General features: G+C 70.5%; 15 protein-coding genes. 6 read left to right on the top strand and 9 right to left on the bottom strand.

Translation table 11 applies throughout. The annotated features are described in order from the left end of the window. Positions 1-242, top strand: a 242-nt coding sequence (locus KIP79_RS41395; protein ID WP_214110514.1) for a hypothetical protein, incomplete at its 5' end; no start/stop codon positions are given. A gap of 7 nt (positions 243-249) precedes the next feature. Here KIP79_RS41395 and hisG read toward each other — a convergent pair. The 6 genes from hisG to KIP79_RS41425 form a co-directional block, all read right to left on the bottom strand. Then, positions 250-1,101, bottom strand: coding sequence for an ATP phosphoribosyltransferase (gene hisG / locus KIP79_RS41400; protein ID WP_214110515.1), 852 nt, complete (start codon positions 1,099-1,101; stop codon positions 250-252). A 107-nt stretch (positions 1,102-1,208) separates the two neighbouring features. Then, positions 1,209-2,216, bottom strand: a complete 1,008-nt coding sequence (locus tag KIP79_RS41405) for an NAD-dependent epimerase/dehydratase family protein (protein ID WP_250214712.1) — start codon at positions 2,214-2,216, stop codon at positions 1,209-1,211. A gap of 94 nt (positions 2,217-2,310) precedes the next feature. Continuing rightward, on the bottom strand, positions 2,311-4,185 hold the full coding sequence (gene asnB / locus KIP79_RS41410; RefSeq protein ID WP_214110516.1) for an asparagine synthase (glutamine-hydrolyzing): 1,875 nt from the start codon (positions 4,183-4,185) through the stop codon (positions 2,311-2,313). A gap of 16 nt (positions 4,186-4,201) precedes the next feature. After that, positions 4,202-5,332: a glycosyltransferase gene (locus KIP79_RS41415; protein WP_214110517.1), complete on the bottom strand. Its 1,131-nt coding sequence runs from the start codon at positions 5,330-5,332 to the stop codon at positions 4,202-4,204. Between the two features lie 88 nt (positions 5,333-5,420). Further along, positions 5,421-6,176 (bottom strand): SDR family NAD(P)-dependent oxidoreductase, encoded by a 756-nt coding sequence (locus KIP79_RS41420; RefSeq protein WP_214110518.1) that lies wholly within the window; start codon positions 6,174-6,176, stop codon positions 5,421-5,423. A gap of 16 nt (positions 6,177-6,192) precedes the next feature. After that, positions 6,193-6,555, bottom strand: coding sequence for a carboxymuconolactone decarboxylase family protein (locus tag KIP79_RS41425; RefSeq protein WP_214110519.1), 363 nt, complete (start codon positions 6,553-6,555; stop codon positions 6,193-6,195). A 565-nt stretch (positions 6,556-7,120) separates the two neighbouring features. Here KIP79_RS41425 and KIP79_RS41430 point away from each other — a divergent pair. The 5 genes from KIP79_RS41430 to KIP79_RS41450 all read left to right on the top strand — a co-directional run bounded on the left by KIP79_RS41430 (position 7,121) and on the right by KIP79_RS41450 (position 14,778). Beyond that, positions 7,121-7,675 (top strand): hypothetical protein, encoded by a 555-nt coding sequence (locus tag KIP79_RS41430; RefSeq protein WP_214110520.1) that lies wholly within the window; start codon positions 7,121-7,123, stop codon positions 7,673-7,675. Positions 7,676-7,722: 47 nt separating this feature from the next. Next, a complete protein-coding gene (locus KIP79_RS41435) occupies positions 7,723-10,683 on the top strand; it encodes an AAA family ATPase (protein WP_214110521.1) in 2,961 nt (986 codons plus the stop codon). Positions 10,684-10,915: 232 nt separating this feature from the next. Continuing rightward, a complete protein-coding gene (locus tag KIP79_RS41440; RefSeq protein ID WP_214110522.1) occupies positions 10,916-12,703 on the top strand; it encodes a M14 family metallopeptidase in 1,788 nt (595 codons plus the stop codon). A gap of 36 nt (positions 12,704-12,739) precedes the next feature. Further along, complete coding sequence (locus KIP79_RS41445) at positions 12,740-13,168, top strand: hypothetical protein (RefSeq protein ID WP_214110523.1); 429 nt, start codon at positions 12,740-12,742, stop codon at positions 13,166-13,168. A gap of 134 nt (positions 13,169-13,302) precedes the next feature. Next, complete coding sequence (locus KIP79_RS41450; protein ID WP_250214713.1) at positions 13,303-14,778, top strand: S8 family peptidase; 1,476 nt, start codon at positions 13,303-13,305, stop codon at positions 14,776-14,778. Here the strand turns inward: KIP79_RS41450 and KIP79_RS41455 are convergent, their stop codons facing one another. Genes KIP79_RS41455 through KIP79_RS41465 form a run of 3 tightly spaced genes read right to left on the bottom strand, consistent with a single transcriptional unit; the run spans position 14,779 to position 18,388 of the window. Further along, positions 14,779-16,011, bottom strand: coding sequence for a type III PLP-dependent enzyme domain-containing protein (locus tag KIP79_RS41455; RefSeq protein ID WP_214110524.1), 1,233 nt, complete (start codon positions 16,009-16,011; stop codon positions 14,779-14,781). Beyond that, entirely contained in the window at positions 16,001-17,605 is a 1,605-nt protein-coding gene (locus KIP79_RS41460; protein ID WP_214110525.1) for an N-acyl-D-amino-acid deacylase family protein, read from the bottom strand. The genes KIP79_RS41455 and KIP79_RS41460 overlap by 11 nt, the downstream gene beginning before the upstream one ends. Before the next feature lie 18 nt (positions 17,606-17,623). Further along, on the bottom strand, positions 17,624-18,388 hold the full coding sequence (locus KIP79_RS41465; RefSeq protein WP_214110526.1) for an IclR family transcriptional regulator: 765 nt from the start codon (positions 18,386-18,388) through the stop codon (positions 17,624-17,626). Positions 18,389-18,395 lie beyond the last annotated feature (7 nt).

Genomic DNA, 18,395 nt, shown 5'->3' on the forward strand with positions numbered 1-18,395 from the left:
GGCGAGGGCTGTTCCACCAGGCTCGGCCCGGGAGCACCGCTCCCGGGCCGAGCGCGTCCGCGCCGGTTCAGCTCTGGCCGGCCAGGTCCGGCGCGAACTGCGCCGTCGACACCTCGACCGCCGCCGCGATGTCGGCGGCCGTGGCGGTGCCGGAGTTCTCGATCGCCGCCGTCCAGGCGCGCACCGACGCCAGGGAGAACTCCTGCGCCTGCGGGGAACCGGCCGCCGCGACCGGCTGGTAAATAGGATTCAGAGGCGGCATGCCTGGATCTGGGTGGTTTGGATGGCGTGGGCGCCCGCCAGTTTGAGGTGGTCCATGATGGTCTGGGTCTGGTGGGCGGGAACCATCGCGCGTACCGCCGCCCAGCCCGCCCGGTGCAGCGGCGAGACGGTGGGGGATTCGAGCCCGGGGGTGAGCGTCAGGGCGTGGGCGACGTCCTCGATGCGGATGTCGTAGTCCATCAGCACGTAGTCGCGGGCGATCAGCACCCCGCGCAGGCGGCGGACGAAACGGCTGGCGCGACCCTCTCCGGGAGTGGTGGAGTACGGGCGGACCAGGATCGCCTCGGAGGTCATGATCGCGGGCCCGACGGCCTCCAGGCCCCGGTCGGCCAGCGCGGCCGGGGACCCGATCACGTCCGCCACGGCGTCGGCCACCCCGAGGTGCAGCGCGATCTCGACCGTGCCGTCCACCCGCAGGATCCGGCGCGGCGCCACCCCGTGGTCGGCCAGGTACTTGCCGAGGATCCCCGGGTAACCGGTCGCGATGACCCGCCCGGTCAGATCGTGCACCGAGGCCACGGCCCCCGGCCTGGCGGCCAGCTGGAAGGCGCACCGGGCGAACCCCAGCGGCAGGACCTCCTCGGCCGCGGCCTCGGAGTTCAGCAGCAGGTCGCGCCCGGTGATGCCCAGATCGACCCGGCCGGAGCCGACATAGGTGGCGATGTCGGCGGCCCGCAGGTAGAAGAACTCGACGCCGTTCTCCCGGTCCGCCACGACGAGTTCCTTGGTCCCCGTGCGCTGCGCGTACCCGGCTTCGCGGAGCAGCGTGACCGCCGGGCCGGAGAGTTCCCCTTTGTTCGGAATGGCGACACGCAGCATGAAGGCCCCCTGTAGCTACCCGGATGCAGATAGTTACACCATGCTCGAACCGCCCCCGCCAGCGCAGCCGACGCGCCGCAGTCACTTCGCAGGGACGACCGGAGCCGTCACCGGGACTTCCCCCGGGCCGTCTCCCTGATGGTGTCGGTGATGGTGTCCAGCAGGATGTCGTCCAGGTTTCGGGTGGGCCGCCAGCCGGTGAGGGCGCGCAGCCGGGACGTGTCGGGCACCCGCCGGGGCAGGTCCTCGAAGCCGCGCTCATAGACCTCTTTTTCGTGGACCTCGTGGTAGGGCACCATCTCCACCGGCGAGCTGCTCCGGGTCAGCTCGATCACGGTCTTGGCGAGTTCCAGGATGCTCACCTCCTCGGCCGAGCCCACGTTGAAGGTCTGGCCGACCGCGAGCGGCTCGTCGAGCAGGCGGATCAGGGCGTCCACCACGTCCAGGACGTGCACGAAACAGCGGGTCTGGGTACCGTCGCCGTAGACGGTGAGCGGGCGGGCGGCCAGGGCCTGCCGTACCAGGCGGGGGACGACCACGCCGTAGGCGGGGCTCTGGCGGGGGCCCACGGTGTTGAACAGGCGGGCGATGACGGCGGGCAGGCCGCGTTCCCGGTGGTAGGCGGCGGCCATCAGCTCGTCCACCGCGGTGGCGGTGCCGTACGACCAGCGGGCCACGGCGGTGCTGCCGAGGATGCGCTCGGCGTCCTCGCCCAGCGGGACCGCGGTGTTCTTGCCGTAGATCTCGCTGCTGCTGGCCAGCAGGATCTTCCGCCGGTAGCGGTGGGCCGCCGCGATGACGGTCTCCGCGCCCCGGATGTTGGTGGTCAGCGAGCGGAGCGGGTGGTCGGCGATCAGGCGCGTCCCGACCGCGGCGGCCAGGTGCACGACCACGTCGCACTGGTGGGTCAGCTCGTCCACCAGCAGCCCGTCCAGGACCGAGCCCTGGACCACGTGCAGCCGGGGATGGGCGGCCGACTGGCGCAGGTTGGCCGCCCGCCCGGTGGACAGGTCGTCGAGGACGGTCACCGCGTCACCCCGGGCGAGCAGGGCATCGGTGAGGTGCGATCCGATGAACCCGCAGCCGCCGGTGATCAGATAGGTCGTAGCGGTCAAGGTGACTCCTCATCTGTGCGAGTCAGGGCCGGGCGCGTCACACGCGCCCAGGTCATGGCTGTTGTCCGGCCGCCGATATGGGCGTTACCCGGGATCACACCCGGACAGGTGTCGCGGCACGCTGCCAGAGTTCGAACTGGAGCAGCGTCCAGATTCGGGTGGCGTGGTCGTGGCCGGACATGTGCTCCTCCAGCAGCCGGGCGATGCCCTCCGGCTGGAAGAAGCCCCGGGACGCGGCGGTGCGATCGGTCAGCGCGTCGTAGGCCAGATCGCGCAGGGACGTGCGCAGCCAGGCGGCCAGCGGCACGCCGAAGCCCTTCTTCGGCAGCGCGAGCGTCTCGGGCGGCAGCCACGGGGCGACCGCTTCCCGCAGCAGGTGCTTGGTCCGCCCCTTCCTGATCCGCAGGTCGTCGGGCAGCCCGGCCGCCCACTCCAGCAGCACGTGGTCCAGGAACGGCGAGCGGGCCTGCACCGAGTGCGCCATCGTGGTGATGTCCGTCCTGACCAGCAGGTCACCCGGCAGGTAGGTGGCGATGTCGGCGTCCACCGCCCGCCCGAGCGGGGTGCGCGCCCGGGAGGTCGCGTACGCCTCGTCCACCAGCGCCCCGCTGCGCACGCCGGTCAGGGCCGCCCGTGCCTCCGGCGTGTAGAGCGCCAGCTTCTCCTCATGGTCGAAGCAGGTCATCAGCCCGGCGTACCGGCGGGACGGCGGCTGCCCGAGCACGCGCAGCGTCCAGCCGGTCTGGCGGAGCGGGGTGCCCGGCGCGCCGCGCGCGACCAGCGCGTTGCCCGCCGCCGTCAGGGCCCGGCTGAGCGGGCCCGGCGCCCGGGCCGCGCCCAGGCGGGCCATCAGCAGGTGCCGCTGGTACCCGGCGAAGCACTCGTCCCCGCCGTCCCCGCTGAGCACCACGGTGACGTGCGCGCCGCTCATCCTGGCCAGGTAGAGGCTGGGGATGGCGGAGGCGTCGGCGAACGGCTCGTCGAAGTGGCGGGTCAGCCCGGCCACCGACTCGGCCGCCGACGGGGTGGCCACGAACTCGTGGTGGCTGGTGCCGTACATGCCGGCCAGGGCGCGGGCCGGAACCCGCTCGTCGAAGCGCGGGTCCTCGAAGCCGATGGTGAAGGTGCGCAGCCGCCCGCCGGTCACCCGGGCCATGGCGGCGACCACCGCGGCCGAGTCGATGCCGCCGGACAGGAACGCCCCGATCGGGCGCTCGCCCGCCAGCCGCCGCCGGGTGGCGTCCAACAGCAGTTCGCGGAGCCGGGCGGCCTCGTTCTCCTCGTCGGCCACCGGCCGGGGCGTGGCGTCCAGCCGCCAGTAACGCCGGACCTGCGTGGTGCCGTCCCGCCAGATCAGCAGGTGCCCGGGCGGCAGCTTGTGCACGCCGTCCAGCAGGGAGAGCGGGGCCGGGACGTACCGGTAGGTCAGATAGTGGTGCAGGGCCTCCAGGTTGACCGCCTGCGGGAGCTCCGGGTCCTGGCGGAGCGCCTTCAGCTCGGAGGTGAAGGTCAGCGTTCCGGCCCGCTCGCGGTAGAACAGCGGCTTCTTGCCGAGCCGGTCCCTGGCCAGCAGCAGCTGTCCCGTCCGGTCGTCCCAGAGCGCGAAGGCGAACATGCCGCGCAGCCGGTGCACCAGGTCGGGGCCGTGTTCCTCGTACAGGTGGGGGATCAGTTCGGCTCCGGAACCGCTGTGCAGCTGGTGGCCCCTGGCCAGCAGTTCGGTGCGGAGCTCCGGGTAGTTGTAGATCTCGCCGTCGAACACGACGGTGACGTCGCCGCGCTCGTTGCGTACCGGCTGGCCGCCTCTGGCCACGTCCGTGACCGCCAGGCGGCGCATGCCGAAGGCGGCGCGTGGCCCGTGGTGGAAGCCGTCGCCGTCGGGTCCCCGGTGCGCGAGGGCGTCGCACATCCGCCGGACCAGGTGGTGGTCGGGGCCGCCGACGGCGACCTGTCCCGCTATCCCGCACATTCCCGCTCCAGGTGCTTCATCGGGCGGCCAGCAACCGGCCGTAGATGGACAGGTGCCGGTCGGCAGCCGCTTCGGCGTGCAGGTGCTCCTTGCTCCACGAGTAGCCCCGCCAGGTCAGCGCGGAGGCCAGCGCACGGTCCCGGAGCAGCCGTTCCAGGGCCCGGGACAGCGCGTCCGCGTCGCCGGGCGGCACCAGCAGGCCCCGGCCGGTGAGCAGTTCGGGCACGCCGCCGATCGCGCTGGCCGCCACCGGCACCCCGGCCGCCATCGCCTCCATCACCGCCAGCCCCGCGTGTTCCGACAACGACGGGTGGGCCAGCACGTCGGCCCTGGCCAGCCACCGGCCGACGTCCGGCCGGGCGCCGAGCAGCCGGGCGTCCACCCGGAAGCTGGCGGCCAGGCGGCTGAGCGTCGCGCGCTCCGGGCCCTCGCCGAGGATCACCACCGTGCAGTCCAGGCCCCGCTGCCGGAGCAAGGAGGCGGCCCCGAGCAGGACGCTGTGGCCCCGGGACGGGTGCAGGGCGCCGATGGCCAGGATGACCGGGCCCCGGGTGTCGATCTGGGCGGGCACGTACCGGGCGAACGCGTCGGCGGGCAGCCCGGCGTAGGCCACGCCGATCCTGCCGTCCGGCAGGCGGGTGCTCTCGGCCACCCGCCTGGCCAGCTCGCCGCCGCCCGCCAGCAGGTAGTCGGCCCGGCGGGCGGCCCGCCGGTCCAGCAGGCGGACCAGGCGGGAGGCTCCGCGCCGGCCGGTCATGGCGTGTGCCGCCGCCACCAGTACCCGCGCGCCGGCCGGGCGGGCCAGCAGCGCGGTGGTCAGGTGGCCCTGGAACAGGTGGGTGTGGAGCACGTCGGGGCGTCTGCGCCGCAGGTAGACGATCATGCGCAGGCAGCCCCGGAGCACGGCGGGCAGCGCCCGCAGCCCGTACCGCGAAAAGGTGCGGAATCCCAGGTGATGGACGGGGATTCCGGCCTTTTGCAGGGTCTCGTCCCGGCCGCCGCCGTACATGACCAGGACCTCGGAGCGTACGCCCCGGGCCGCCAGCTCCTTGGCGAGCAGCACGCCCTGATGCTCCGCCCCGCCCTGACCCAGATGCCCGATGAGCTGCACGACCAGCTCGGGGCGGCGCGAAGGGTTACCGAACATGACCGTGATGCTACTCAAAGTGATCATCGAGTCCGGGGATTGACATCCCCGCGCCTGCAGTGGCCGCTCCGTGAAGCCGCCGGAGTGATCAGCGGTAGCGGCGGCCGACCCGGGCGGAGATCCAGGCGACGCGGTTGGCAGGGATCAACCGGCCCACCCCGACGATCGCCTTGTACCGCAGGCTGGGCACGCTGACCACCTTGCCCAGGGCCAGGTCGCGCATGGCCACCCGGGTCACGTAGTCGGCGTCCAGCCAGAGGAAGTCCGGCACCCCGGAAACATCGATCTCCGCGCGCCGGTGGAACTCGGTCCGCACGAACCCCGGGCAGAGCGCCATCACCCGCACCCCCGGCACCTCGGCGGCCACCGAGCCGCTGAAGTTGACCACCCACGCCTTGGAGGCGCTGTAGGTGCCCCGGGAGAAGAACGCCGCCACCGAGGCGACGTTGATCACCCCACCCCGCCCCCGCTCGGTCAGGTACTGCAGCGCCGCGTAGGTCAGCCGGAGCACGGCCTCGCAGTGCACCCGGAGCATGGTCAGCTCCTCCGCCACCGGGACCTCGAGGAACTCGCCCGGATGGCCGAAGCCGGCGTTGTTCACCAGCAGGTCGACCCCGCCGGCCCGCAGGCGCTCCTCCACGGCCGACAGCCCGGCCTCGGTGGACAGGTCGGCGGGGAGCACCTCGACGGGCACGCCGTACCGTTTGCGGAGGTTCTCGGCGGCGGCGGCCAGGCGTTCCCGGTCGCGGGCGACCAGCACCAGGCGGAACCCGTCCCCGGCCAGGCGGCGGGTGAACGCCGCGCCGATTCCCGCGGTGGCGCCGGTGATGAGAGCGGTGAGCATCCCCGCAGACTAGAGGCTAGTCGAGGGTGCGCGCGATCAGCTCCTCGACCTGGTCGTTCAGTTTCGCGCCAACGGTCCAGCCCGCGTAGTGGGTGAGGAAGACGACCACTTCGCGTAACTCGTCCGGGGTCAGCTCTCCGGTGCGGAGCGCGGCGTCCAACTGGGTGGCGAGCGCGTCGTGCAGGCCCTGGCCGACCAGCAGGCCGGTCAGCAGCAGCCGCCGGTCCCGCATGGAGAGCCCGTCCCTGGCCCACACCTGGGCGAACAGGTGCTCGACCGTCATCGCGAAGAAGTCGCCGGGGGCGTCTCCGACGTGGTCCCAGCCGTACACCCGCTTCATGATCTCCAGGCCGCGCGTGCGGTCCTCTGGCTCACTCATCTGGCACTTCCCGTCCCCGCCCGGTTCCGCGAGTGGTTGTCTTTCCCATGGTCGGCCACTTGGCGGGGCCTGCCCAGGGTCGTGAGCACCCTTGCCCTGGGTGTACCAATATGTCGTGCACGATGGCGCGGGATGTTACAGACCGACGGCACGCATGGTGCTGTTGTGACAGGTTTCGGATGTCGGTTACGAATCGGCGATTCCGGGGAAAGGAGCACCAATAGCGTGCGCCGCAACTGTTTATCCTTCAACTACCCAGATCTCCTAGAGCTGTGATCATGTAACAAGTCGAGCTAAGATCTGGGCAAGATTTGGTCAAGTTTTCCAAGATGTAACAACCTTCCCGTGAGATGGATACTTGGGAAACGGGCAAGACTACCTCGTAGGCCCGCAAAGCGGAGGTATGGCCCAGGTGAAAAGATCGCGGGTGGGTTCCGCAGTTACGGCGGCCCTCGCGGCAGCCACGCTCGCCGCCGGACTCGCAGGGTGTGGCGGCGCTCAGTTCACGTATGTCCGTGACAATGAGGGCGAAACGTATTTCAAGGTTCCGGCGTCCTGGCCGAAAGTGGACCACGCGCCGATCCAGCAGATGCTCACCGGTGAGGACCCGGAGTCGGAGACCGCGAAACTCCGCGCCCAGCTGGTGTGGTCGGCGGCCTTCGACGGCGACGCGAAGAAACCGAACGTCGACCACTTCATCCCGCTCGGGGACGCCAGCGCCGATCAGCCCTTCGTGTTCTCCACGGTGCAGCCGCTCTCCGAGGAAACGCGCGACACCGTGTCGCTCAACGTGCTGCGCAACGCCATACTGCCGGTGACCAAGTCGTACCGCGACCAGATCGCCGAGCAGAGCCCCGATTACCCGCTGCGCAACTTCGAGTTGCTCGCCGACGACGTGCTCCAGCCGGGCGACGGCGTGCGCGGAGTGCACGTGCGGTTCAACTACCAGCTCGGGGCCACCGGCGGCACGCACACCTTCGACCTCACCGCGTACCTCAACGAGGACGACACGAAGATGTCGATTCTGCTGGTCCGTTGCTCGGCCACCTGCTACCGGCAGCGGGCCTCCGAGCTCGACGGGGTCACGCAGTCATTCAAGGTCAGGAAGATGCTCGGGTAAGGAGCCCACGTTGACCATAGATCAGAGACCCGGGTGGTGACGCAGCGATGAATGCCCCCCGCATGACGTACGAAGGGCTGCGTGCCCCGGGTTCCGGCCCGGATGATCGGGACCCGAAGACCCGCAAGCGGATGGCCTTCTGGGACCGTTCTAAGATCATCATCATCCTGGGCCTGGCGTTCCTCCTACTGGCCGTGAAGACGTACGGCGAGTTCGACGGCATCATGACGTTCCAGGACGCCCTCTACGAGCAGGCCAAGGCCACCCCCTGGCTGCTCTATCTGATCGGCCTGGACGCCCTGCGTCAGGTGCACTTCCTGATCAGCGAACGCTCGGCCGGCTACCACCGGTTCTGGACCAAGGGCGTGTTCGGCGGCTTCGAGCGCTGGAGCCACCGCACCTTCAGCGACTGGAACCGGTTCCGCCTGGCCCGCTTCATCAAGTGGGCGTTCTGGATCACGATCCTGGCGTTCGTGCTGGCCGAGGCGCTGCCGAACGACCCCTCGCCGATCCAGGCGCTGTTTCAGGCGCCGGCGCTGCTCTGGTCGGCGCTGCCGTACGTGGCGCAGCTGGCCTTCGCGTTCTTCTTCATCATGTTCCAGTTCATTGGTCTGTTCTGGTTCCTGTCGAAGGGCGGCATCGAGACCTACTTCCCGGACGACATCAAGACCCGGTTCTCCGACGTCTGGGGCCAGGACCACGTGGTCGAGCGGGTCAAGGAGAACATCGTCTTCCTGGAGCGGCCGGACGAGATCGAGAAGCGCGGCGGTTACGTGCCCAGCGGTCTGCTGCTGTGGGGGCCGCCCGGCACCGGCAAGACCCTGATGGCCGAGGCGGTGGCCGGCGAGACCGGCAAGCCGTACGTGTTCGTGGACCCGGGCGCGTTCGTGAACATGTTCATGGGCATCGGCATCCTCAAGGTCAAGTCGCTCTTCCGTAAGCTGCGCAAGCTGGCCCTGCGGTACGGCGGCGTGATCGTCTTCTTCGACGAGGCCGACTCGCTGGGCCGCCGCGGCTCACTGGCCCAGCAGGGCCCGAACGCCGGTCCCCGGATGAGCCCGCTCGTGGACAGGATGAGCTGCAACGGCTACAGCTACATGTCCAGCAACATGCGCAGCATGCTGGAGGAGAGCTTCGCCCCGCCGCAGGAGCCCGCCCGCCGGCGGAACTTCTTCATGATGGGCGGCAACATGATGGGCGGCGGTGGTGGGGACATGGGTACCCTCCAGGCCCTGCTCACCGAGCTGTCCGGCCTGAAGAAACCGCGCGGCATCATCAACCGCCACGTACGGCGACTGCTCGGCATGCGCCCCAAGCCGCCACCCAAGTACCGCATCCTCGTCATGATGGCCACCAACATGCCCAACGCGCTGGACGAGGCGCTGCTGCGGCCGGGCCGTATCGACCGCATCTACAAGGTCGGCTACCCGTCCAAGGCCGGACGCCTCCGCACGTACCAGGGCTACTTCGAAAAGGTGAACCACGAGATCACCGACGAGCAGATCGAGAAGCTGGCCACCATCACCCCGTACGCCACCGGCGCCACGATCAAGGACCTGGTCAACGAGTCTTTGATCATCGCCATCCGGGACGGCCGGGAGGTGATCACCTGGCAGGACGTGATCGCGGCCAAGCACCTGAAGGATCTCGGCCCGCCGGAGGGTGTGGAGTACGTCGAGCGCGAGCGGCACGCCACCGCCGTGCACGAGGCCTGCCACGCGGTGATGGCTATCCGTGTCCAGCGTTACACCGAGATCGACCTGGCCACCATCGAGAAGGGCGCCGGCTACCTGGGCATGGTGTCCAGGATTCCGCTGGAGGACCAGTTCACCGAGTGGAAGTCCACCTACGAGGCGCACATCCTGACCTCGCTGGCTTCGCTGGCGGGGGAGCGCATGTTCTTCGGCGAGGACAACTCCTCCGGCGTCTCCGGCGACCTGGCCAACGCCACGCTGGTGGCCGGACGCATGGAATCGCACTGGGGCATGGGCGTGGGCATCGCCTCGCTGCCCGCGCTCCAGGACCTGGGGATCCAGCCGGGCGAACCGGACCAGCGCCGGCGCGGCGAGCCGGGACGGATCGGCTTCCTGGCCCAGCGGCTGGGCCCCAATGACGAGAACATCGCCCCCGAGGCGCTGGGCATGCGGGTCGAGTACACCCTCAGCCGACTGCTGGAGAAGGCCGAGAACATCCTCCGGGAGAACCGGGCCGAGGTGCTCGCCGTGGCGCACGCGCTGGAGACGTACAAGACGCTCAGCGGTGAGGACGTCAAGGCGGTCATGGACGGCGTGCCGGGCACCATCGTGGACGGCAGGATCTACAAGGACCCGCGCTTCGTGGCCGAGATCGACGCCTACCACGAGGCGGCGCTCCGGGCCCACCTGGAGCACGACCAGTCCATGCTGCCGCTGCCGGTCTACCAGCAGGTCCAGCAGTTGGAGCCGGTCGGCGCCGGGGTGGGTTACCCCGCCGCCGGGCCCGCCTTCATCGCCGGGGAGATCGTGCAGACCAACGGCAACGGCAACCGCGGGGCGGTGGCCGGGGCGGCCGGGGTGGCCTCACCCGACTTCGTGCCGTGGAACGGCGGGAGTCAGCCGCCGCCTCCGCCGGCCGGGTACGCCCAGCCGTACCCGCCGCCCGCGCCGGTCGAGACGTCCAAGGGCCGGGGCATGCTCTGGGCGCTGGTCGGGGCCTCGATGGCACTGGTGGTCTTCGTCGTGCTGCTGTTCGCGGCCTTCGGCGCCGGGATGACGCCGGAGTCGGCCGAGATGAGCGGCGGCGGTCTGAGCACCGGGACCATCATCGCGTTCCTGGTCGGCATCCTGGTGCTGATCGGCCTGATCGTGGCCATCGCGCTCATCGTGCGCAACCAGCAGGCGACCAGGAAACGGGCCGAGGAGTCCAGGGACCGGGCCAACGAGCGGGCGCAGTTGCTGGCCGCCGCGATGGAGCCGGAGGTCGCGATGCGGCTGCTCGGCTATGACGGGCGGGACAAGCAGGGTCCCTGATCCGGGGATCGAAACGGCCCGGCCTTTTTCCCGAAGGCCGGGCCGTTTGCTTGAAAAATCACAGTATTGCTGGAGAAGCACAGGCGTCTGACACGGTCGCTTAACCGTCTTGACTTCGCGTCGTGCGGACTACTTGTATGATCGCTGCCGCCATCTGACCTTGACCACAAGGTCTGCCAGATGGAGGGCACAAAGGGTGAAGCGCGTCTTAACTGCATTAACACTGTTCGTGATGTTCTGCGCCTGGGGACTGACCGGGGCGACCGCCTCCCAGTCCGCGGCCGAACCACCGGCCAACCGTCAGTACCGGGTCGCGGGGGTGACCACCCAGCCGCAGCGCTCCGCCATCGCCGCCACGGGCGCCGCCATCGACGAGGTGAGCGCCGCGGACGTGGTCGTGACCGCCACCGAGAACGAGGTCGCGGCCATCAGGGCGCTCGGCCACACCGTCACCGTCCTGCCGAAGCCCCTGACCCCCGTGGTGCCGCAGCTGCAGGACTTCCCGGCGGCCGACAGCGGCTACCACAACTACGCCGAGATGACGGCGGAGATCAACCAGGCGGTCCTGGACCACCCGGCGATCCTCAGGAAGATCAGCTACGGCACCTCGTACGAGGGCAGGGACCTGATCGCCATCAAGATCAGCGACAACGTGGCCACCGACGAGAACGAGCCCGAGGTGCTCTTCACGGCCCACCAGCACGCCCGCGAACATCTCACCGTCGAGATGGCGCTCTACCTGATGAACCTGCTCACCGACAGCTACGGCACCGACTCCCGGATCACCAACCTGGTCAACACCCGGGAGATCTGGATCATGCCGGACCTCAACCCGGACGGCGGCGAGTACGACATCGCCACCGGCTCCTACCGGTCCTGGCGGAAGAACCGGCAGCCCAACGCCGGCTCCAGCGCGGTCGGCACCGACCTCAACCGGAACTGGGCCTACCAGTGGGGCTGCTGCGGCGGCTCCTCCGGGACCACCTCCAGCGAGACCTACCGGGGCCCGTCCGCCGAGTCGGCCCCCGAGGTGAAGGCGGTCGCCGACTTCGTCAGGAGCCGGGTGGTCGGCGGCGTGCAGCAGATCAAGTCCACCATCGACTGGCACACCTACGGGCAGCTCATCCTCTGGCCGTACGGGTACACCACCGCCGACACGGCGCCCGGCCTGACCCTGGACGACCGGAACGCGCACGCCACACTCGGCCAGAACATGGCCTCCACCGCCAGCGGCTACACGCCGGAACAGGCCAGCGACCTCTACATCACCGACGGCTCCATCGACGACTGGATGTGGGGCGTCTACAAGATCTTCGCCTACACCATCGAGATGTACCCGACCGGTTCCAACCCCGGCTTCTACCCGCCGGACGAGCAGATCGTGCCACAGACCACCAAGCTGCGGGAGGCGGTGCTCCGCTTCCTGGAGTACTCCGACTGCGTCTACCGGATCATCGGCAAGGAGGTCCAGTACTGCAACGCCACCCCGCCGACCGTGGTCTACAACGACACCTTCGAGACCGCCACCGGCTGGACGGTCAACCCGCTCGGCACCGACACGGCCACCCTAGGCCAGTGGGAGCGGGCCGATCCGCAGGACACCAACTCCAGCGGGGCCAAGCAGCTGGGCACCACCGTCAGCGGCAGCTACGACCTGGTGACCGGTCCGCTGGCGGGCGCCTCCGCGGGTGACTACGACGTGGACGGCGGGGTGACCTCGATCCGGTCGCCGTCCATCACGCTGCCCGCGAGCGGGACGCTGACCCTGTCGTTCTCCTGGTACCTGGCGCACGGGTCCAACTCCTCCACCGCCGACTACCTGCGGGTGCTGGTGAACGGGACCCAGGTGTTCCAGCAACTGGGGGCGGCGTCCAACCGGAACGGCGCGTGGGGGGTGGCCACCGCCAACCTGTCGTCGTTCGCCGGGCAGACGGTGCAGATCACCATCCAGGCGGCGGACGCCTCGACGGCCTCACTGGTCGAAGCCGGCGTTGATGATGTGAAGATCACACAGCAGTGATGGACGCCATCGCATGTCAATGTAAATGTGACATGTGTGGCAACTGATCGGGCGCGTGGGACGGAGCGGGAACTGGCCGTACTGCTCCGGACCGGGCCGTTCGAACGGGCACTCCGGGCCGCCATCGCGGCCCGGGGGTTGTCCCTGGAACGTCTCCATGTACGGCTGGCCGAACGTGGTACGCATGTCAGCCTGGCCAGCCTGAGCAACTGGCAGCGTGGGCGGTCCCGGCCGGAGCGGTCCTCGTCGTTGGCGGCGGTGGGGGAGCTGGAGATCATTCTGGGGCTGCCCACGCACTCGCTGGTGACGCTGCTGGGGCCGCGGCGGCCGCGGGGGCGGTGGCTGGGGGATGATCCGTCGGCGCAGCGGGAGGAGTTGCGGGGCATCGTGGAGTCGCTGGCCGACGATGAACTGCCGACTGTACTCGCTGTGCTGCGGGCGCTCCGGTCGTCAGACCGGAAATGACATACCACCTGATTCCTCGCGAAATTTCGTGGAAGCTCGGGACCTGGCGCTGTCACGCCCGAGCGGTTTTTCACGATATTTCGTGATTTGTCGGTGTGTGGGGCGTCTTCTGCTTGTTCCGGAAGGGGACCCCGATGCATCGAACCTCCCGAGGTGTGGCCGTCATCGCCGCCTTGGTGACCCTCACCACCATGACCACACCGACTCATGCGACGACTCCCGCCATTGTCGGCCTGGGGGCGCCGGATGCCATCCCCGGCAGCTACATCGTGGTGCTGGAGGACCCGCGCGAACCGAACGTCCGGGCCCAGTCCCGGGACCTCGTCGAGGAGAACGGCGGGGAGGTCACCAACGTCTACCAGCGGGCGCTCAAGGGCTTCTCCATCGAGGCCACCCCAGAGGAGGCCCGCGCCCTGGCCGCCGACCCCGAGGTCGCCTACGTCGAGCAGGACCGGGTGGTCACCCTCGACGCGGAGCAGCTCAACCCGCCCTCCTGGGGGCTGGACCGCATCGACCAGCGGGCGTTACCGCTGGACAACCGCTACTCGTACGCGGGCAACGGCGCCGGCGTCACCGCGTACATCATCGACACCGGCATCCTCACCACCCACCAGGACTTCGGCGGCCGGGCGGTCTCCGGCCGCGACTTCGTCGACAACGACGCCGACGCCACCGACTGCAACGGCCACGGCACCCACGTCGCCGGCACCGTCGGCGGAACCACCTACGGAGTGGCGAAAGGCGTGAAACTCGTCGGCGTCCGGGTCCTCGACTGCGCCGGCCGCGGCAGCAACTCCAGCGTGATCGCCGGAATCGACTGGGTCACCCAGAACGCCGCCAAACCGGCCGTCGCCAACATGAGCCTCGGCGGCTCCGCCAGCACCGCCCTCGACACCGCCGTGACCAACTCCATCAACTCCGGCGTCGTGTACGGCCTGGCCGCCGGCAACAGCAACGCCAACGCCTGCAACACCTCCCCGTCCCGGGTCCCCGCCGGAATCACCGTCGGCGCCACCACCCGCACCGACGCCCGCGCCACCTACTCCAACTACGGCACCTGCCTGGACATCTTCGCCCCCGGCACCGACATCACCTCAGCCTGGTACACCGGCCCAACCGCCAAGAACACCATCAGCGGCACCTCCATGGCCACCCCCCACGTAGTCGGCGCAGCCGCCCTGCTCCTCGCCGCGACCCCCACGGCCACCCCGCAACAGATTCGCGACACCCTCGTAAACGCAGGTATCAAGAACGCGATCACCAGCCCCGGCACCGGCTCCCCGAACATCCTCCTCAGCGCCAACCCCGCCACCCCAACGGCGACCCCCACCGCGAGTCCCACCCCGACCCCGACCGCGACTCCGACCCCGACTCCCACGCCGACCGGCACCGCGACCCCCACGACCGGCCCAACCCCCACTCCAACGGCCCAGCCGCAGCCGTGCCACCGCACCACCAACGGCACCCACGTCTCCGCCGGCCGCGCCTTCGTCCGCTTCTTCTTCCTCGTCTACGCCACCGGTTCCGGCCAGTACCTCGGCACCAGCGGCACCACCACCTCCCTCCGCCAAACCCGCCCGGACTACTGGATCCAGGTCAACGCCTGCTGATCAGAAATGGGTGTACGCCAGCTCGGTCACCGTGTAGTCGGCGTCGACGATCGGGATGACCCGCCACTTGTCGAAGGTCGTACACGGGTGGGAGATGCCGAACGCGACGACGTCGCCCACCGCGAGCGGCAGGTCCGCGGGCAGGGCGAGATAGGCGTGCTGGTCGTTGACGGCGGTCACCCGTAGCTCGCCGTCGAGCTGGGTGATCAGGCCGGTGCGGTCGCGCACCATGCGGGGCACCGGCAGCCCGTCGTCCGTGGAGGCGTCCCGACGGCCCAGCCCGGCCAGCGCCAGCGTCGGCTCGGGGCGGGACAGCACCGGCGCCCAGATCCGCAGCGCCTCGCGGAGCCGGTACGGTGCCCGGGGCAGGGCGCCGAACGGGGAGATCGCCTCGTAGCCACCGGCGTCATGGGTGACGTAGCACCCGCTGCGCAGGACGGTCAGGAACGGTGTGCCGGCCAGGGCCGGCGCCAGTCGCTCCACCACCCGGTCGAAGTAGGCGCTGCCGCCCACGGTGACGATCGGCGGCGGTCCGGCCCCGATCAGCCCGTCCGCGTACGCGGTGCGCGCCACGCCGGAGAGCCGGTCGAGGAGCCGGTCGACCAGCGCCAGGGTGCCGGTTAGGTCGGCTCCGCGCAGGATGCCCTCGAAAGCGGAGAATCCGGCCAGCCCCAGGGGGCCGCCCGCGATCCTGGCCGCCAGGGCGAGCGCGTCGCGGTCGTCGCGCAGACCGGTCCGTCCACCGGCCACCCCGAGCTCGACGAGAACCCGCGCTCGGCCGCGCAGGCCCGCGTCGATGCCGGTTTCCAGAGCGTGCAGCGCGGCCGGCGAATCGGCGTAGCAGTAGAGTTCGAGGTCGTCATGGCGTGCCAGCACGTCGTTGAGGAGCCGGAGCGAGCCGGGGTCGACGACGCAGTTGGCCAGCACCAGGCGGCGCACGCCCATGTCGGCCACCGTCCGGGCCTGCCACGCGGTCGCCACGGTGATCGCCCACGCCCCGGCCGCGAGCTGCCGTTCGATGATCTGCGGGGACATCGTCGTTTTGCCGTGGGGGGCCAGCAGCACGCCGTTGGCCGCGCAGTACGCGGCCATCGTGGCGAGGTTGTGCTCGAGTTCGTCCCGCAGCAGCACGGCGGTGGGCAGCGGGAACGTGCCGTCGAAGAGCTGGGCTCCGCGCGGGTCGGCGACGTCGGGCAGCCCTTTCTCCGGCGTGACCTTCGGCTCATCCCGCATGGCGCAGCACCTTTCCCGGACGGGCGGTGCCGAGCACGCCGTCCCGTACGACGATCTGACCGCCGACGACGGTCAGCGCGATCCCCACCGGCGCCTGCCGGGGCTGTTCGAAGGTGGCCCGGTCGGCCACCGTGGAGGGGTCGAAGGCGACCAGGTCGGCGACGAATCCCGGACGGATCTGCCCGCGATCGCGTAGGCCGAGCCGGGCCGCCGGGGCGGCGGTCATCTTGTGTACCGCGTCGGGCCAGGCCAGCACGCCGAGTTCGCGCACGTAACGCCCCAGGACCCGGGCGTTGGTGCCGTAGGCGCGCGGGTGCGGCTGGTCGGCGCGGGCACGTAACGGCAGCGCGTTGCCGTCCGAGCCCACGATCGAGAGGCGATGGGCGAGGAACGCGGTCATGTCGGCCTCGGTGCGGTAGTGCAGCACCACCTGGGCCGCGCTGCCCAACTCGACGCACAGGTCGAGCAGGACCTCCTCGGGCGGCCGGCTCCGACGCCGGGCCACCTCGCCGATCGAGCTGCCGGGCAGGTCGTCGTACGGCCCGGCGGCGGTGATCACGATCCGGTCCCAGTGCCAGGGAATGCCGCCGAAGAAGCCGGCTCGGATGTCGCCAAGCGCGCGCTGCCGCCATGCGGCGTCGCCGGAGTGCCGGCGCAGCTCCGCGCTGCCGCCCCGCTGCACCCACTCGGGAAGGTACTGCACCAGTGCCGAGGACGAGGCGGCGTAGGGGTAGACGTCGAAGGCCACGTCGAGACCCTGCGCCTCGGCGGTGTCGAAGCGGGCGAGCGCGTCGGCGGCGCGGCCCCAGTAGGCGGGATCGTTCAGCGCGAGGTGGGAGAACTGCAGCCGCCCGCCGGTACGCCTGGCGGTGTCGACGGCCTCGTCTACGGCCGCCAGCTCCCGGCCGGCCGAGGCCCGGGCGTGGGTGGCGTAGACGGCGTCGTGCGTGGCGCAGATCTCCACCAGCGCGGCCACCTCGCCGGGGTCGCCGAGTGAGGACGGCGTGTGGGTGAGCCCGGTGGACAGGCCGAACGCGCCGGCCGCGAGCGCGTCGTCGAGCAGGTGCCGCATGCGGGCGACGTCGGCGGTGGTGGCCGGCCCGTACGGGTCTTCCATCGCGGCGATCCGCAGCGCGCCGTGACCGGCGAGGGCGGCGACGTTGATGGCCGGTCGCGCGCCGGTCAGGGCCTCGGCGTACCCGTCGAAGTCGGTCCAGGTGACCGGGGCGGAGCCGTCGCCCAGGCGGGCGAGGTGGTCGGTCAGCAGGTGGTGGCGGGCCGGATGCACCGGGAAGGCCGAGTACCCGCAGTTGCCGACCACCTCGGTGGTCACCCCCTGCAGGGCCTTACTCTCGCCGCGCGGGTCGAGCAACAGGCTGACGTCCGAATGGGTGTGGATGTCGATGAATCCGGGAGCGAGGGTGAGCCCGGTCAGATCGACCGTTTCGACCGCCGTGACACCGTTCTCCGGGGAGGCTCCGGGCGCCTCCAGGTGAGTGATCCGGTCCGCGGTCACCCCGATGTCGAGCCGGCGCTCCGGCGCGCCGGTGCCGTCCAGCACGGTGGCCCCGTGGAGCCACAGGTCGAAGGCCATGGGGACTCCCTTCCCGGATCAGGTGAGCGCGTTGCCGAGCCCCGCGCACACCTCGAGCAGGCGCCGCCCCACCGTGGCCAGGGTCTCGTCGGTCATGCGCGGGGTGGGCGCGGAGACGCTGATCGCGGCCACCGGCCGGCCCTCACCATCCAGGATGGGCGCGGCCACGCAGCGGGAGCCCACCTCGTTCTCCTCGTCGTCGATGGCGTAGCCGAGCCGGCGGAAGGGCCCAAGAGTCGCGAGCAGTTCCTCGACCGAATTGACGGCTTTGGGGGTGGGTTGCGACCAGTCGGCCTCGGCGAGTAGCTCGCGGGCCTGCTCCTCGGGGAGCGCGGCGAGGACCGCCTTGCCCAGCGCTGTGGTGTGCACCCGGTCGCGCAGCGCGATCTGCACCGTCGTGCGCAGCCGCTGGGGGCTCTCCACCGCGTCGAGGTAGACGACCTGGCCGTGGCTGACCACCCCGAGGTTGACGGTCTCGCCGAACTCCTCGTTGAGCGACTGCATGGCCGGGCGGGTCAGCCGGACCAGGTCGGTGGAGTTCCGCGCCGCCCGGCTCAGGCCGTAGAGCGCGGGGCCGAGCGAGTACTCCCGGCGCACCTCGTCGCGCACCACGTAGCCCCGCTGGTCGAGGGTCTTGAGAATCCGGTACGCCGCCGGCTTGGTGATCCCGGTGTGCTGGCAGAGCTGGGCCACGGTACAGGGTGCGTCCGTCGCCATCCGGTCGAGGATGTCGAGCGCCTTGACGAGGACTCCGACCTCGTCGGACCGCCGTTCGCTGGTCACCGGTACC

Origin of the sequence: Acrocarpospora catenulata (assembly GCF_018476525.1) — a bacterium.
GTDB classification, from domain to species: domain Bacteria; phylum Actinomycetota; class Actinomycetes; order Streptosporangiales; family Streptosporangiaceae; genus Acrocarpospora; species Acrocarpospora catenulata.

Bases quoted from the DNA above. Each gene is read 5' to 3' on its own strand.
- KIP79_RS41435 (WP_214110521.1), top strand. From the start codon at position 7,723: ATGAATGCCCCCCGCATGACGTACGAAGGGCTGCGTGCCCCGGGTTCC.
- KIP79_RS41455 (WP_214110524.1), bottom strand. From the start codon at position 16,011: ATGCGGGATGAGCCGAAGGTCACGCCGGAGAAAGGGCTGCCCGACGTC.
- KIP79_RS41460 (WP_214110525.1), bottom strand. From the start codon at position 17,605: ATGGCCTTCGACCTGTGGCTCCACGGGGCCACCGTGCTGGACGGCACC.
- hisG (WP_214110515.1), bottom strand. From the start codon at position 1,101: ATGCTGCGTGTCGCCATTCCGAACAAAGGGGAACTCTCCGGCCCGGCG.
- KIP79_RS41420 (WP_214110518.1), bottom strand. From the start codon at position 6,176: ATGCTCACCGCTCTCATCACCGGCGCCACCGCGGGAATCGGCGCGGCG.
- KIP79_RS41440 (WP_214110522.1), top strand. From the start codon at position 10,916: ATGTTCTGCGCCTGGGGACTGACCGGGGCGACCGCCTCCCAGTCCGCG.
- asnB (WP_214110516.1), bottom strand. From the start codon at position 4,185: ATGTGCGGGATAGCGGGACAGGTCGCCGTCGGCGGCCCCGACCACCAC.
- KIP79_RS41450 (WP_250214713.1), top strand. From the start codon at position 13,303: ATGCATCGAACCTCCCGAGGTGTGGCCGTCATCGCCGCCTTGGTGACC.
- KIP79_RS41425 (WP_214110519.1), bottom strand. From the start codon at position 6,555: ATGAGTGAGCCAGAGGACCGCACGCGCGGCCTGGAGATCATGAAGCGG.
- KIP79_RS41415 (WP_214110517.1), bottom strand. From the start codon at position 5,332: ATGTTCGGTAACCCTTCGCGCCGCCCCGAGCTGGTCGTGCAGCTCATC.